The organism is Streptomyces sp. enrichment culture (assembly GCF_964273255.1).
Taxonomy (GTDB): Bacteria; Actinomycetota; Actinomycetes; order Streptomycetales; family Streptomycetaceae; genus Streptomyces.
In genome coordinates, this window is sequence record NZ_OZ186835.1 from 2500062 (window position 1) to 2514712 (window position 14651).

Genomic DNA, 14651 nt, shown 5'->3' on the forward strand with positions numbered 1-14651 from the left:
TCCACGCCCCTGCGCCATTCCCCACCCCCCTCCCGAACCACCCGCAGGAAATGCTCGCACGCATCACCGAATTGGCCTGCCGCAAGCCGGACGCACCACCGCGCGAACGGAAAGGCCGTGAAGAACGGCTCCGGCCGTCGCATTCCGCCCGAATTCCCCGAGGAAGGGAAACCAGAAAACCATGAAGAACAACCCGTTCGACGACGAGAACGGCACCTTCCTGGTGCTGGCCAACGACGAGGGGCAGCACTGCATCTGGCCCGAGTTCGCCGCCGTTCCGGCCGGCTGGACCGTCGTCCTGCCCGCCGGTTCCCGCGAGGCCGCGCTCGAGCACATCGAGCGCACCTGGACCGACATGCGTCCGAAGTCCCTGACCCGTACCGCCGCCTGAGCACCAGGCCATCCAGATCCGAGAGGCAGCTGCCATGACTGTGAACACTCCCGTGGACGTCACGGCCGTCCGGGCCATCATCGTCGACATCCTGGAGCTGGAGGACGACGAGCTGACCGGCACCAGCCTGTTCGTCGACGACCACGGCGCCGACTCGCTGGGCGCCATCGAGATCCTGTCCCGCATCGAGAAGGAACTCGGCGTCGTCATCCCGCAGGAAGACCTGGTCAAGCTGGTCAACCTGGACGCCGTCCTCGGCGTCCTGGCCACCGCGGAACGGCGTCGGCCGTGAGCGCCGGGCGCACGACGGCCGGCCGCGCCGCGCGGCCGCGCCGGGTCGTCCTCACCGGCTGCGGCGCCCTGTCCAGCATCGGCACCGGGGTCGCCGAGTTCACCGAGGGGCTGCGGGCCGGCCGGGTCGGCACCGGAGACATCACCGTCTTCGACACGGCCGGTTTCCCCAGCCGCCGCGGCCACCAGGTGCACGGCTTCGACGCCGCGTCCCGGCTGCGCCGGGTGCGCCCGGAGTCGGCAGGCCGCGCGACGCAGTTCGCCGCCGCAGCCGCCCGGATGGCGCTCGACGACGCCGGTCTGGACGAGGACTGGCTGCTCGCCCGGCGCGGCACGGTCGTCGTCGGCACCACCGACGGCGAGGTCGGCGAGCTCGACCTGCTGACCGAGTCGGCCCTCGCCCTCGGGCTCACGGCCTTCACCGGCACGAGCCTGGGCCGGACAGCCACCGGCAGCCTCGCACTCGGCGTCGTCCGCGAACTCGGCCTGTCCGACGTGGAGGCGTCCACCGTCGCCACCGCCTGCGCCGCCGGCAACTACGCGATCGGCGCCGGGTTCGACGCCCTCCGCAGCGGCCGCAGCGAATGGGCCCTCGTCGGTGGCGCGGACGCACTGAACCGCAAGACCTTCGCGGGTTTCGCCCGGCTCGGCCTCATCGCGCCGGACGAGTGCCGCCCGTTCGACTCCGAGCGGGCGGGTCTGCTCACCGGCGAGGGCGCGGGCCTGCTGCTGCTGGAGACCGAGGAGTCCGCGCTCGCCCGCGGCGCGCGGATCTACGCCGAGGTGCTCGGCTACGGCCTCAACTGCGACGCCTGGCACCCGACCGCGCCCGAACGGGACAACGTCGCCCGCTGCATCCGCCTCGCCCTGGACAACGCGTCCGTCAAGCCGGAGGAGGTCGACCTGATCTCCGCGCACGGCACCGGCACCCCGACCAACGACACCACCGAGATCGCGGCCATCCGCCAGGTCTACGGGGACCGGCCGCCGCGCACGGTGGGCGTGAAGTCGATGATCGGGCACACCATGGGGGCCGCCAGCGCCCTGGGCGCCATCGCCTCCGCGCTCGCCGTCCGGCACGGCTTCGTCCCGCCGACGGCCAACCACCGCACCACCGACCCGGACTGCCCCGTCGACGTGGTGCCGAACACGTCCGTCGACGCCGACGTCCGGATCGTGCAGAACAACGGGCTCGCGTTCGGCGGCAACAACGCCGTCGTCCTGCTCGGCCGCCACGAGAGCCCCCGAGGGGAGTACGTCCGATGAGTACCGCGGTCATCACCGCATGGTCGGCCGTGTCGCCGTACGGCACGGGCCGCGCCCCGCTCGCCGCGGGGCTGCGCGCCCGCGCCGAGGCGCCCGCGTCCGCCGGACCCGAGGAGTGGACCGCGGACCCGGACGCGACCGCCCGCGTCGTGCCCGGGTTCGAGGTCCGCGACGCGCTGGGGAAGGCAGGCACCCGGGGCATGGACCGGCTGACCGGCCTCACCGCGGTGACCGTCCGGGAGCTGCTGGCCGGCACCGGCCCGGCCGGCGAGGACGCCGACACCGGCACCGGGGTCGTGCTCGGTGTCGCCTCGGGCAGCGTCCAGGGGTTCATGGAGTTCACCCGGGCCTCCCTCGAAGGCGCCAGTCCCATCGACGTGCCCCCGTCGAAGACCCCCAACATGGCGATGAACAGGGCGGCTTCGGCGAGCGCGATCCGCCACCGCCTCAAGGGACCCAACACCACCGTGGCGGCCGGACGGCTCTCGGGCCTGGTCGCCCTCGACCAGGCGCGCCGGCTGCTCGCCGACGGGCGGGCGGAACGGGTACTGGCCGGGTCGGCCGAGGAGTACTCGGCGACCCGCGCCCACCTCACGCACGCCGCGCACGGCACCGGCGTGGTGCTGGGCGAGGGCTGCGTCATGGTCCTCCTGGAGTCCGGCGGCACCGCGGCCGGCGAGCCGCTGGCCGAGGTGCTGGCCGTCCACCACCGGGTGGCGCGGGACGGGGACTTCGCCGGGGCCCTCACGGCGGCGGTCCGCTCGGCCCTCGCCGAGGCGGGCGTCGGGGCCGGCGCGGTCTGGGCGGCGGTACCGGGCCAGGCGCCGGGTGCGGCGGGCGAGCAGGAGCGGCGGGTGCACGAGGACCTGTTCCCCGCCGGGGTGCGCGCCCGCGCGGCGTCCGTGGCGCTGCTCGGCGAGACGGCCGCGGCCACCGGGGCGTACCAGCTCGCGGCGCTGCTGTCGGAGCCGGGCGAGCCCGGCCGCATCGCCCTGGCCACCACCACGGACCCGGACGGTCCCGTGGGCTGCGCGGTGCTGCGGCTGCTGACGGACGGGGCGGACGCGTGAGCGGCGGCAGGCCGGCGGACGGCCGGCCGGTCGCCCTGGTCAGCGGCGGCTCCCGCGGCATCGGCCGGGCGGTCGCCCTGCGGCTGGCCGCGGACGGGTACGACGTGTCCTTCTGCTTCCGCGGCGACGAACAGGCCGCCGCCAACCTGCGGAAGGAGCTGGAGCAGCTGGGCGCCCGGGTGCTGGCGCGGCGGGCCGACGTCACCGACGCCCCGTCGGTGCGGGACTGGGTCGAGGCCACGGAACGGGACGTCGGCCCGGTGGCGGTGGCGGTCACCTCGGCCGGCATCACCCGGGACAAGCCCCTGCTGATGATGGCCGACAGCGACTGGCACGAGGTGGTGGACACCAATCTGACCGGCGTCTACCACGTCTGCCGGGCGGTGGTCTTCCCGATGCTGAAGCGGCGGGCCGGCAGCATCGTGACCGTCGCCTCCGTCACCGGCCTGCACGGCAACGCGGGGCAGACCAACTACGCGGCGTCCAAGGCCGGCATCATCGCCTTCTCCCGTTCCCTGGCGAAGGAGGTCGGCCGGCGCGGGATCCGCGTCAACGCGGTGGCGCCGGGCCTGATCGACACCGACATGTCGGCCGTCCTCGACGAGCAGGTCAGGGCGCAGGTCACCGAGCGCACCGCGCTGGGCAGGACCGGGCTCGCCACGGAGGTCGCCGAGGCCGCGGCCTTCCTGGCCTCGGACCGCGCCTCCTACGTCACCGGGGCGGTGCTCCCCGTGGACGGAGGGCTGTGACCCCCGGGACCGGGGGGTGCGTGCCGGCACTGCGGCCCGGGGTCTGCCGGCTGCGGCGGGCGTCGGGCCGCAGTGCCCGGCCGCCGCTGCGCGGGCTCCTCGACGAGGACGGGCGCGCCCGTTCCGGCAGGCTGCGGCAGCCGGCCGCGCGGGCGTTCCGCCCTGTCGCGCACGCGCTCGCGCGCGTCGTGGCCGGTGCCCCTCCCGGCGTTCCCGCCGGGCCGTCGACGCCGACCGCCACGTGCCGGCGGTGCGGCGGCCCGCACGGCGAGCCCCGCCCGCCGGGGCCGCTCGGGCCGTCCCGGCCCTCCGGTGACCGGGTGGCGGCGGCCGTGGCGCTCGGCACCGAGGTCGGCGTGCACGGGGAGCGGACCGCCCGGTACGCGCAGGAGGCCGCGAACGGGCGCTGTGCGGGCCGGAACGCGCGGTCCTCGCGGCGCTTCCCGGCCCGAGCCGCGCCGCCGGGTTCACGCGCTCCTGGACGCGCGAGGAGGCCCTGCTCAGGGCGACCGGGGCGACCGGCGACGGGCTCCCGGTGGCCCCCCGGGCTGCCGCGCGTCACCGCGCCCGGCGCAAGCGCCCCCGGCTGCTGTCCTGGCCGGACCCCGGCCGCCCGGGGCTCCCCCGCACCCGTACGACCTGGACGCCCCGGGCACCGGCCCCGGGCCGCGCCCGCGCCCGCGTCCGTGGGCGCTCCGGTGCGCCCGGCCGCGCACGACGGGTCCGCCCCGCTCGCCGCGGCCGTCCCGGCGTCCGTCCCCGGAACCGGCCGTGCCCCCGCCCCGGGGCCGACCGCGCCCCACCCCTCCCACCTCGGAAAGGCCACTCGCCCCATGAGTCAGTCCGTCGTCCTCATCGCCGACGCGCTCAGCCCCCGGGCCGCGAAGGTCCTCACCCGGAACGGCTCCGTCGAGGTCCGGCACGTCGACGGCACCGACCGGCCGGCGCTGCTCGCGGCGCTCGCCGGTGCCGACGCGGTGCTGGTGCGTTCCGCCACCCGCATCGACGCCGAGGCGCTCGCCGCGGCGCCACGGCTCAGGATCGTGGCCCGGGCGGGGGTCGGCCTCGACAACGTGGACGTCGCCGCGGCCACCGCCGCGGGCGTGCTGGTCGCCAACGCCCCCGCGTCCAACGTGGTCAGCGCCGCCGAGCACACCGTCGCCCTGCTGCTGGCCCTCGCCCGGCACGTCCCGCAGGCGCACGCCTCACTCCGGGACGGACGCTGGGAGCGCGGCGCGTTCACGGGCGTGGAACTGGCGGGCAAGACGCTCGGCGTGCTGGGCCTCGGGCGGATCGGCTCACTGGTGGCGCGCCGGCTCACCGCGTTCGACATGCGGGTGCTCGCGTACGACCCGTACGCGGACCCGGAGCACGCCCACGCCCTCGGCGTGCGGCTGACCGGCCTGGACGAACTGCTGGCCCGAGCCCAGTTCCTCACGGTCCACCTGCCGCTGACCGAGGGCACCGCCGGGCTGATCGGCGGCGACGCCCTCCGCCGGGTCCGCCCCGACCTGCGGATCGTGAACGCGGCGCGCGGCGGCATCGTGGACGAGGACGCGCTGCACGCCGCGCTCGCCGAGGGCCGGATCGCCGGAGCCGCCCTCGACGTGTACGCCGAGGAACCCTGCACCGGCTCGCCGCTGTTCGCGCTGGACAACGTGATCGGCACGCCGCACCTCGGCGCGAGCACCCCCGAGGCGCAGGAGCGTGCCGGCACCCGGGCCGCCGAGTCGGTGCTGCTGGCGCTCGGCGGCAGGCCCGTGCCCGACGCGGTCAACGCGCCTCCCGCCCCTTCCGTGACCGACGCGGCCGGCGCCCCGGCCGGACCTCCCGCGCACGCGCGATGACACCGCCGAACGGCGCCGGCCGGGAGGTGGTCTCAGTCTCCGGCGGACAGCGCGGGCGCCGTCCCGCCGTCGTCCCCGGCCCGCCTGCGGTCCCCGTCAGCGTCCGCATCCGTGTCCGGGGCCGCATCCGTGTTCGTGTCCGGGCCCGCATCGGTGTCCGGGCGGATGCTCCCGCCGAGCCATCCGCGCTCCATCGCCAGCGCCCCCGCCTGGTAGCGGCTGCGGGCGCCCAGACGCGCCATCAGGTCGGCGGTGATGCGCCGGCCGGTGCGCACGGACACGCCCAGCTTGCGGGCCACGACCTCGTCGGTGTGCCCCTCGAAGAGCAGGTCGAGGACGGCCCGCTCCTGACTCGTCAGCCCGTCCGGGTCCGTCGCCGCCGCCCTGCTGCCGCAGAGCGGCTGCGCGCGCGTCCAGGTCTCCCGGAACAGGGAGACCAGGGCGGTGACCACCCCGGCCCCGCGCAGGATCAGCACGCCGCGCGCGGCGGCCTCCGGATCGATGGGCACGATGGCGGCCCGCCGGTCGAAGATGATCATGCGGGGCGGCAGTTGGGGCAGCACGCGCACCTCGCCGCCGATGGCGCCCAGCCAGCGCGCGTAGTTCAGGGTCGCCGGATCGTTGCGCACCGAGTCCAGGTAGACGTAGCGGACCTGGACGCCACGCTCGACGGCGGCCTGGTCGAGGGGCCGGGCGGCCTCCAGGGCCGCCTCCGTCTGGGCACCGCCGGGCGCGAACACCTCGACGCTGCTCTCGGCGCCCTGGGCCAGCCGCTCGATCTGGGAGTTGATGGCGTCGAGGCCGATGTAGCGGCGCACCTCGTCGGTCTGCGCCCCGGTGTCGTCGCCGTACTCCGTGAGCATCTGCGTGATGGCCAGGCGGGTGGCCGCGACCGCCTGCTGATGTTGTGCCAGTTCCCGCTCCCGGCGCTGGAGAAGCCCGGCGAGTCCGAATTCCGGATTGACGAGACGGACCTTGTCCATTTCCTCGGAGGACTTTCTCACGAGGGTCAGTTCGGCCAGTCTGTCCAGGGTGTGTTCGGCGCGCTCGACGGGCCATCCGAGCCCTTCCGCTATCTCCGCCACACCCGCTCTGGGGCGCTTCAGAAGAATGCGGTACACCGCCTCGGCGTCCGCATCGAGACCCAATTGACCCATCGCCCGACTCCCCCCGAAGTTCCCCCGTCGACAGCGCGCATTACACCGCAGTCACCCCAATCATCCCAGCCACTTTCGAGCCAGGGCAACCTTACTCAGGGGTACGCGAGTCGGTTCCCCGGATGTTCGCGGAGGCGCAACCCATGTACCTGGTCTCGACGACCGTCCCGGCCGGAGTCCTGCCGCGCCACCTGCCGCTCATCGACCGCATCCGCCGCACGGCACGGCCCGAGGACCGTCTGGAGCACGTCCACGTGCTGCGCGCGTCCGGCGGCGGGACGCACCTCACGCTGTTCCTCGGCCACCCGGACAGCGGGGAGACCGAGCGGGCGGCGGCCCGCCTGGTGGCCCGTGTGCTCCCTCCGGCGGTGGGCGCCCACCTCGACTGGGCGCCGCCCCTGCCCGTCGTCCGCGCCCTGGAGCAGCTCGGCTCCGGCGCCCGGAACGGGCGGCATGACAGGGAGCTGCCATCACAGGAGCCTGACAATCGGCAATGCTGACGGAGCCCGTGGCGGGTGTGAGGATCGCATCACCGAGAGCGTCACCGACATCAGGATCCCGGGGATCCGAGGAGAGGACACCCATGCGCACCCTGACCCACCACCCCGTCAAGCCGGCCGCCCGCCGCGCCGTCACCGTCGCCTTAGCCGTGCTGGCCGCCGGCATCGCCACCGCGCCGTCGGCCATGGCCACGGAGTCCGCGGGAGTGCTCCCGTCCACCGTGCAGACCCTCGAGGACGCCGAGAAGGAGACCCGCGCGGCGGTCTCGGACCTGCTCGGCCCGCTCGGCCACACCTGGGGCAACTGACCATGCCGCAGACCGAGTCGACCGCGCTCGCGGACATGTCCGCCCTCCGCGCCGACCTCGACCGCGTGGACGCGGAGATCCGGGCTCTGGTGGGCCGCCGCCGCGAACTCTCCCGCGCGATCCAGAGCATCCGCCTCACCTCCGGCGGCACCCGTACCGACCTCGCCCGCGAGATGCGCGTCATCTCCCCCTACACCGAGGCGTACGGACGGCAGGGAACGGCCATCGCGATGGCGCTGCTGGAGATCTGTCGCGGCACCGGCGCCGCACCCCAGTAGCCGCACGCCCCCCACACACAGCAGCACCGAGCGCGAGGGCCGGGCCCGTCCGGCCCTCCCTCCCACGAGAGAGCTCCGACGTGTCTGGTTCACCCGCCGGCTTCCCGTCCCGGCTTCCGCTCACCGCGGGCCAGGCCGGCATCTGGTACGGCCGGCAGCTGGACCCCTCCGGACTCGCCCACGCCTACGCCGAGTTCCTGGACATCACGGGGCCGCTCGACCCGGGGCTCCTCCGGGACGCCGTCCGCCGGACCTTCGCCGAGGCGGAGGCGCTGTCCACGTCCTTCGGCGAGGACGCGGACGGGCCGTGGCAGCGGACCGGGGCCCCGCCCGGTGCTCCCGTGCCGCTCGTCGACCTGACCGGCGAGGCGGATCCGCGGGAGGCGGCGCGGGAGTGGATGCGGGTACGCGTCCACTCTCCGCTCGCCCCGTCCGCGGGGGAGGTCGCCCGCACGGCGGTGCTCCGCCTCTCGCCGCAGCGGCACCTCTGGTTCTGGCAGCTGCACCACATCGTCTCCGACGGCGTGGGGTCGCTGCTGCTGGTCCGGCGCGCCGCGGAGGTCCACGACGCGCTGGCCGCCGGCCGGGCACCCGCCGCCACCCCCTTCGGTCCCCTCGCCGCCCTGGTCGAGGAGGACGGGCGGTACCGTGCCTCGGCCGGCTTCCAGGAGGACCGCCGGTACTGGCGGGGCGTGTTCGACGGCCTCGACCGGGTGCCCGGCTTCTCCGACGAGCCCCTGCCGCCGACGGGCGTCGCGCGTGGAGGCGGTGGGCATCACGCCCTTGCCGTGCTGGCGCGGGGCGAAGAAAACCTCCAGGCGCCGTCGCCTGCCCCGCACTCCGGTGAAGGCCACGGGCGCCGGCTCCCACCGCGACAGGTCGTCGTCGATCTCCTGCCCGACGAACGGGGCTACCGGGACGTCCCGGTACTCACCCTCCGCCCGGTGCTTGAGCGGCACGAAGGCCGTGCGGCCGTCATCGCGGCGAGCCTTGGCGCTGACCTGCCAGCGGATCCGGACGAAACCAGAGCGTCGGCACCCAGTGGCGAAGGCCAGGGCCTCGCCGGGGCGCTGTCCGGTACCCGATTGCAGGCAGACCGCGAGCCGGTACGGCGGGGCGATGTCCTCCGCGATCAGATCGACCTCGCCCAGCGTGGGATTCTCGTCCTCGTCCACCCCACACGGGGCCGCCCGGGATATCCGGAACGCCGCGCGCGGGATTGTCCGGGATGCGTCTGTCGACGACGGCCGCCTCCATCATGGCGGCCACCATCACCATCCGGTCATTGACCGTGGAGGCCGCCAACCCCGCACCGGAGGCATGCACCGATCCGTCGCCTGGCCCGTGCTCGAAACCGTGCACCGTCACCCCACAGCCGAGCAAGATATTCATCACCCATCCACCCTTTTCAGCAACTGTGGACCAGTCCCACCCGCGGCCCCGCGGGCCATCGAGTCGGCGAAGCCCTCCTCGCCGGATGCGCTCGCACCTTCCGCGCTCGTCAGCACGTGATCCGCGCATCAGCACCTAAGGCCATACCGCGCTATGGTTGCTGTATGGCTACCAAGAAGGTGACTATCACTCTCGACGAAGCCCTGGTCGAAGCCCTGGCCGGAGCCGCCGAAGAAGAAGGCATCCCACTCTCCCGCCTCGTCGCCGGAGCAGCCGAACGCGAGCTGCGCTTGCGGGCCGGCCGGGCCGTCATCCAGGAGTGGCAGGCGGAACACGGCGCCTTCACCCCGGAAGAGCTCGCCGCCGCCCGCGCGGAGCTGGCCGCCGCCGACGCCGAGTACCTCAGCAGCTCGGGAGCCTCGGCCGCGTGAACATCCCCTACCTGTACGACGCCGGGGTACTCATCGCCATCGACAACGACGACCGACGCATGTGGGTCCGCCACAGTCTGGCCCTGGACGACGGCCGGGACATCCACGTCCCGTCCGTCGTCGTCAGCCAGGCATGGCGGGACTCCCGCCGCCAGGTCAGACTCGGCAAGTTCCTCGCCGGGTGCCACGTCGCACCCGTCGGCCTCGAAACCGCCAAGACCGCAGGCATTCTCTGTGGCAAGGCCGGCACCTCCGACATCGTCGACGCCACCGTCGTGACCATGGCAGCCAGCCTCGGGGCCATCATCTGGACTTCGGACCCGGACCACATCCGCACCCTCGTCGACGCCCAGGACATCAAACCCGCCCCCGTCATCCGCATCGTCTGAGGGCTGTCCCGCAACTGCTGGTCACGGGTGAGATGATCTTGCTGTGTCTGCTGTGACCGCCGCGTCGTAGCCCTCCTGGACAGCCCCGTTCACCGGGCTGAGTCCGCGTCAGTTCGACAAGCTGGTCACCGCGTTGCGGCGCGAGGGCGCAGATCCGGTGCGCAAGGGCCGGCCCTGGAGCCTGTCGCTGGAGGACCGGGTCCTGCTGGTCGCCGCGTACGGGCGGACCAACCTCACAAAAGGCACCGCCTCACCCCGTTCCAGGAGCGTTCTGCGAAGCACCGGCAAAGCTTCATTTCACCTGCACCTTCCGGCCATCAGAAAAGGGGCCCACCTTGAAGGCGAACCCCTTCTGAACTGCAGTTTTCCGAAACCTGAGAAAGTGGCTCAACTTCAATCAAACATTGAAGCGGAACTCCACCACGTCCCCGTCCTGCATGACGTAGTCCTTGCCCTCCATGCGGGCCTTGCCCTTCGCGCGGGCCTCGGCGACCGAGCCGGCTTCGACGAGGTCGGCGAAGGAGATGACCTCGGCCTTGATGAAGCCCTTCTGGAAGTCGGTGTGGATGACACCGGCGGCCTCGGGGGCGGTGGCGCCGCGCTTGATGGTCCAGGCGCGGGACTCCTTGGGGCCGGCGGTGAGGTACGTCTGCAGGCCGAGGGTGTTGAAGCCGACGCGGGCGAGCGTGGCGAGGCCGGGCTCCTGGGCGCCGACGGACTCGAGGAGTTCCATCGCGTCCTCCTCGTCCAGCTCGGCGAGGTCGGCCTCCAGCTTGGCGTTGAGGAAGATCGCCTCGGCGGGGGCGACCAGGGCGCGCTGCTCGTTCTTGAAGTCCTCGTCGGTCAGCTCGTCCTCGTCGACGTTGAAGACGTAGAGGAACGGCTTGGTGGTGAGCAGGTGCAGGTCGTGCAGGAGCTCGGCGCGCTCGCTGCCCTGGACGATGCCGTGGGCGAACAGGGTGTCGCCCTTCTCGAGGAGGTCCTTGGCCTCCTCGACCGCCTTGACCTTCGGCGCGATGTCCTTCTTGATCCGCGACTCCTTCTGGAGGCGGGGCAGGACCTTCTCGATGGTCTGGAGGTCGGCGAGGATCAGCTCGGTGTTGATCGTCTCGATGTCGTCCTTGGGCGAGACCTTGCCGTCGACGTGGACGACGTTCTCGTCCTTGAAGGCGCGGATGACCTGGCAGATCGCGTCGGACTCGCGGATGTTCGCGAGGAACTTGTTGCCCAGGCCCTCGCCCTCGGAGGCGCCGCGCACGATGCCCGCGATGTCGACGAAGTCGACGGTGGCGGGGAGGATCTTCTGGGAGCCGAAGATCTCCGCCAGCTTGGCCAGGCGCGCGTCGGGGACGCCGACCACGCCGACGTTGGGCTCGATCGTGGCGAACGGGTAGTTGGCCGCCAGCACGTCGTTCTTGGTCAGGGCGTTGAACAGGGTCGACTTGCCGACATTCGGCAGACCGACGATTCCGATCGTGAGCGACACGTTGCGACTTCCCGTTACGTGAGGTGAGGGTGACGAGGACCCGGCGACTGGGCTTGCGTGGGCCGATCCACCAGTCTACGGCGTGCCCGCGGGCGGCCCGGCGCTACGTCGAACGCCTGGACAGTTCCGGCCCCCGGCGTGTCAGGCGGGCTATTCGGCACATAAACCGACCAAAGTTGGTCCGGTGGAGCAACCCAGGACGCGCCCCCCGCAGCCCGCACCGCGACGTGACGAGCCGCCCAGGCCACCGGTCCCCCCACAGGCGGGACGGGCGGCCGGCGGCGGTGTGGTGCGCTCCCCACGGCCCGACCGCGTCCCGGAGCGGCGCAAGGACGCCCAGGGGCGGCCGGGAGCCCAGGGCAGACCCGGCCCGCAGGGGAAGCCGGGCGGGCAGGGAAGGCAGCCGGGCGGACAGGGCAGGCCCCCCGCGCCGGGCAGGCCCGGTGCACAGGCCCGCCCCCGTGTGCAGGGGCAGGGCAGGGCCGATCCGCAGGTCCGGACGCATCCGGCGGGCCGGGAGGCGGCGCCTCAGCGGCGTCCGGTGGCGGGCCGCCGCCCCGGTGCAGCGGCGGTCCGGCGGCTGCCCGATCCCCGGCTGACCGGGCTCGGCGGGGGCCTGTTCTGCGGCCTGGTGATGCTGGTGCTCGGCCTGATCGACGCGGCGCTGTTCGCCTCGCAGACCGCCTACGGGGTGTTGTTCCTGCCGGTGAGCGCGCTGACGGCGCTGTGGGTGCGCCGGGGGGACCTGCTGACCGCGCCGGTGGTGGTGCCGATCGCGTTCGCCGTGGGCCTGGTGCCGCTCGTGGACAGCGACGGCACCGGCGGGGCGGCCATGGGCATGGTGACGGGGCTCGCCACGCAGGCCGGCTGGCTGTACGGGGGCACCCTGATCGCGGGGACGATCGCGCTGGTCCGCAGGGTCCGGATGATCCGGCGGAGGAACGCGCGCAACCGGCCGCAGGGGTGAGGAGACGGACCGGGCGGGAAGAGCCGGGCAGGCGGGGACCCGGGGGCGTGGCCGGGGAACGGGACCGAGGAACGGGATCGGGCAGACGGAACCGAGCGGGCGCCGGCGGAACCGAGCGGGCGCGGGCGGGGACGGGAGCGGACAGGCGGTCCGGAGTCCTCCGGCCCTGCCCCTCCCGCTTCCGGCCCCGCGCACCGCCGGCCCACGAACCCGCGTCGCCGACCCACGAACCCGCGTCGCCGACCCACGAGCCCGCGGCCGGTCTACGAACCCGTCGCCGCCCGCAGTGCCGCGCCCACGATGCCCGCGTTGTTCTGCAGGCTCGCCGGGACCACCTCGGCCCTGATGCCCTTGATGTGGTGCAGGAACTTGTCGGCCTTGCGGCTCACGCCGCCGCCGAGGACGAACAGCTCCGGGGAGAACAGCATCTCCACGTGGGCCAGGTACTTCTGCACCCGGTGGGCCCACTTCTCCCACGACAGGTCGTGGTCCTCCCTGGCCTTGCTGGACGCCCGCTTCTCGGCCTCGTGGCCGTTGAGTTCCAGGTGGCCCAGCTCGGTGTTGGGGACCAGGACGCCGTCCACGAACACGGCGCTGCCGATGCCGGTGCCGAGGGTCAGCAGGATGACGGTGCCCCGGCGGTGGCGGCCGGCGCCGAAGTGCATCTCGGCGAGCCCGGCCGCGTCCGCGTCGTTCACCAGGGTCACGGGCAGGCCGCCGAGGCGGTTGCCGAACAGGACGCGCGCGTCGGTGTCGATCCAGCTCTTGTCGACGTTGGCCGCCGAGCGCACCGTGGTGCCGCCCTCCACCACGCCGGGGAAGGTGATGCCGACGGGGCCGGTCCAGCCGAAGTGTCCGACGACCTCCCTGACGCCGTCGGCCACCGCGTCCGGTGTGGCCGGGTGCGGAGTCAGGACCTTGTGGCGCTCCTGCGCCAGGTCCCCCTTGTCCAGGTCGACCGGGGCGCCCTTGATCCCGGATCCGCCGATGTCCACGCCGAAGATCTCCATGGATCCACGGTACTCACCCCGGCCCCCGGTGCCGCGTCATCCGGCCGCGCCGGGCCGGATGACGGCGGCCCGGCGTCAGGCGGAGGCGTCGGTCGCGCCGGTGGCGGAGCCTCGCCGTTCCGCGACCAGCGCGGCGGCCTCCTCACGCAGGTCGCGGCGGAGTTCCTTGGGCAGGGAGAAGACGATGGACTCCTCGGCGGCCCGGACGATCTCGACGTCCTCGAAGCCGCGCTGCGCCAGCCACTCCAGGACCTGCTCGACCAGCACCTCCGGCACCGAGGCGCCAGAGGTGAGGCCGACGGTGGTGACGCCCTCCAGCCAGCTCTCGTCGATCTCGTCGGCGAAGTCCACCAGGTGGGCGTCGCGGGCGCCCGCCTGCAGGGCGACCTCGACGAGGCGCTTGGAGTTGGAGGAGTTGCGGGAGCCGACGACGATCACCAGGTCGGCGTCGGCGCCCATCTGCTTGACGGCGAGCTGGCGGTTCTGGGTGGCGTAGCAGATGTCGTCGCTGGGCGGGGAGATCAGCTGGGGGAACTTGTCCTTGAGGGCGTCGACGGTCTCCATCGTCTCGTCGACGGAGAGCGTGGTCTGGGAGAGCCAGACCACCTTGGAGGGGTCGCGGACCTCGACCTTGGCGACGTCCTCGGGGCCGTCGACCAGCTGGATGTGGTCGGGGGCCTCGCCGGAGGTGCCGATGACCTCCTCGTGGCCCTCGTGGCCGATCAGGAGGATGTCGTAGTCCTCCTGGGCGAAGCGGACCGCTTCCTTGTGGACCTTGGTGACCAGCGGGCAGGTGGCGTCGATGGTGGCGAGGCGGCCGCGCTCGGCCTCCTCGTGGACGACGGGCGCCACACCGTGCGCGGAGAACATCACGATGTTGCCCGGCGGGACCTCCTCCGTCTGCTCGACGAAGATGGCGCCCTTCTTCTCCAGGGTCTGCACGACGTACTTGTTGTGCACGATCTCGTGCCGGACGTAGACGGGGGCCCCGTACTGCTCCAGGGCCTTCTCGACGGCGATCACGGCGCGGTCCACACCCGCGCAGTAGCCACGGGGGGCGGCGAGCAGGACACGGCGGCCAGGCGAAGCGGTCATGCGTCCCATCGTAAGGGCCCGGCT

At 73.6% G+C, this 14651-nt stretch carries 16 protein-coding genes and 2 pseudogenes; 14 read left to right on the forward strand and 4 right to left on the reverse strand.

Translation table 11 applies throughout. From position 1 onward, the window contains the following. Positions 1–181 precede the first annotated feature (181 nt). The 6 genes and pseudogenes from ACSU53_RS10550 to ACSU53_RS10575 form a co-directional block, all read left to right on the forward strand. The gene (locus tag ACSU53_RS10550; protein ID WP_437026722.1) at positions 182–391 is read left to right on the forward strand and encodes an MbtH family protein; all 210 of its coding nucleotides are present in this window, start codon (positions 182–184) and stop codon (positions 389–391) included. 34 nt (positions 392–425) lie between these two features. After that, on the forward strand, positions 426–683 hold the full coding sequence (locus ACSU53_RS10555; protein WP_437026724.1) for an acyl carrier protein: 258 nt from the start codon (positions 426–428) through the stop codon (positions 681–683). Beyond that, a complete protein-coding gene (locus ACSU53_RS10560; protein ID WP_437026726.1) occupies positions 680–1948 on the forward strand; it encodes a beta-ketoacyl-[acyl-carrier-protein] synthase family protein in 1269 nt (422 codons plus the stop codon). Before ACSU53_RS10555 ends, ACSU53_RS10560 begins: the two co-directional genes overlap by 4 nt. Further along, positions 1945–3018: a beta-ketoacyl synthase N-terminal-like domain-containing protein gene (locus ACSU53_RS10565; protein ID WP_437026728.1), complete on the forward strand. Its 1074-nt coding sequence runs from the start codon at positions 1945–1947 to the stop codon at positions 3016–3018. Before ACSU53_RS10560 ends, ACSU53_RS10565 begins: the two co-directional genes overlap by 4 nt. Beyond that, complete coding sequence (gene fabG, locus ACSU53_RS10570; protein WP_437026730.1) at positions 3015–3767, forward strand: 3-oxoacyl-[acyl-carrier-protein] reductase; 753 nt, start codon at positions 3015–3017, stop codon at positions 3765–3767. Before ACSU53_RS10565 ends, fabG begins: the two co-directional genes overlap by 4 nt. Positions 3768–4600: 833 nt before the next feature. Continuing rightward, a pseudogene (locus tag ACSU53_RS10575) lies at positions 4601–5545 on the forward strand (hydroxyacid dehydrogenase); the annotation flags it as partial. A 101-nt stretch (positions 5546–5646) separates the two neighbouring features. Here the strand turns inward: ACSU53_RS10575 and ACSU53_RS10580 are convergent. After that, complete coding sequence (locus ACSU53_RS10580; protein WP_437026732.1) at positions 5647–6771, reverse strand: LuxR C-terminal-related transcriptional regulator; 1125 nt, start codon at positions 6769–6771, stop codon at positions 5647–5649. Positions 6772–6914: 143 nt separating this feature from the next. Between ACSU53_RS10580 and ACSU53_RS10585 the strand changes: the two genes are divergently transcribed. From ACSU53_RS10585 to ACSU53_RS10615, 7 genes and pseudogenes are all read left to right on the forward strand, one after another. Beyond that, positions 6915–7271, forward strand: coding sequence for a hypothetical protein (locus ACSU53_RS10585; protein WP_437026734.1), 357 nt, complete (start codon positions 6915–6917; stop codon positions 7269–7271). Between the two features lie 83 nt (positions 7272–7354). Beyond that, positions 7355–7579, forward strand: a complete 225-nt coding sequence (locus ACSU53_RS10590) for a hypothetical protein (RefSeq protein WP_437026736.1) — start codon at positions 7355–7357, stop codon at positions 7577–7579. Between the two features lie 2 nt (positions 7580–7581). Continuing rightward, complete coding sequence (locus ACSU53_RS10595; protein WP_437026738.1) at positions 7582–7857, forward strand: chorismate mutase; 276 nt, start codon at positions 7582–7584, stop codon at positions 7855–7857. Between the two features lie 80 nt (positions 7858–7937). Then, a complete protein-coding gene (locus ACSU53_RS10600) occupies positions 7938–9146 on the forward strand; it encodes a condensation domain-containing protein (RefSeq protein WP_437026740.1) in 1209 nt (402 codons plus the stop codon). Positions 9147–9413: 267 nt separating this feature from the next. Then, positions 9414–9680 carry a hypothetical protein gene (locus ACSU53_RS10605; RefSeq protein ID WP_437026742.1) on the forward strand — a complete coding sequence of 89 codons (267 nt, stop codon included), beginning with the start codon at positions 9414–9416 and terminating at the stop codon, positions 9678–9680. Further along, a complete protein-coding gene (locus ACSU53_RS10610; RefSeq protein ID WP_437026743.1) occupies positions 9677–10069 on the forward strand; it encodes a PIN domain-containing protein in 393 nt (130 codons plus the stop codon). Before ACSU53_RS10605 ends, ACSU53_RS10610 begins: the two co-directional genes overlap by 4 nt. 97 nt (positions 10070–10166) lie before the next feature. Further along, positions 10167–10325, forward strand: a pseudogene (locus tag ACSU53_RS10615) (IS5/IS1182 family transposase); the annotation flags it as partial. 141 nt (positions 10326–10466) lie between these two features. Here the strand turns inward: ACSU53_RS10615 and ychF are convergent. Continuing rightward, entirely contained in the window at positions 10467–11555 is a 1089-nt protein-coding gene (ychF, locus tag ACSU53_RS10620; protein ID WP_437026745.1) for a redox-regulated ATPase YchF, read from the reverse strand. A 541-nt stretch (positions 11556–12096) separates the two neighbouring features. On the opposite strand from ychF, the gene ACSU53_RS10625 reads away from it, so the two are divergent. Beyond that, a complete protein-coding gene (locus tag ACSU53_RS10625; protein ID WP_437026747.1) occupies positions 12097–12522 on the forward strand; it encodes a DUF6542 domain-containing protein in 426 nt (141 codons plus the stop codon). A gap of 263 nt (positions 12523–12785) precedes the next feature. Here the strand turns inward: ACSU53_RS10625 and ppgK are convergent, their stop codons facing one another. Both ppgK and ACSU53_RS10635 read right to left on the reverse strand, forming a co-directional pair. After that, a complete protein-coding gene (ppgK, locus tag ACSU53_RS10630) occupies positions 12786–13532 on the reverse strand; it encodes a polyphosphate--glucose phosphotransferase (protein ID WP_437026749.1) in 747 nt (248 codons plus the stop codon). A gap of 75 nt (positions 13533–13607) precedes the next feature. Continuing rightward, positions 13608–14636, reverse strand: a complete 1029-nt coding sequence (locus ACSU53_RS10635) for a 4-hydroxy-3-methylbut-2-enyl diphosphate reductase (protein ID WP_437026751.1) — start codon at positions 14634–14636, stop codon at positions 13608–13610. Between the last annotated feature and the right edge of the window lie 15 nt (positions 14637–14651).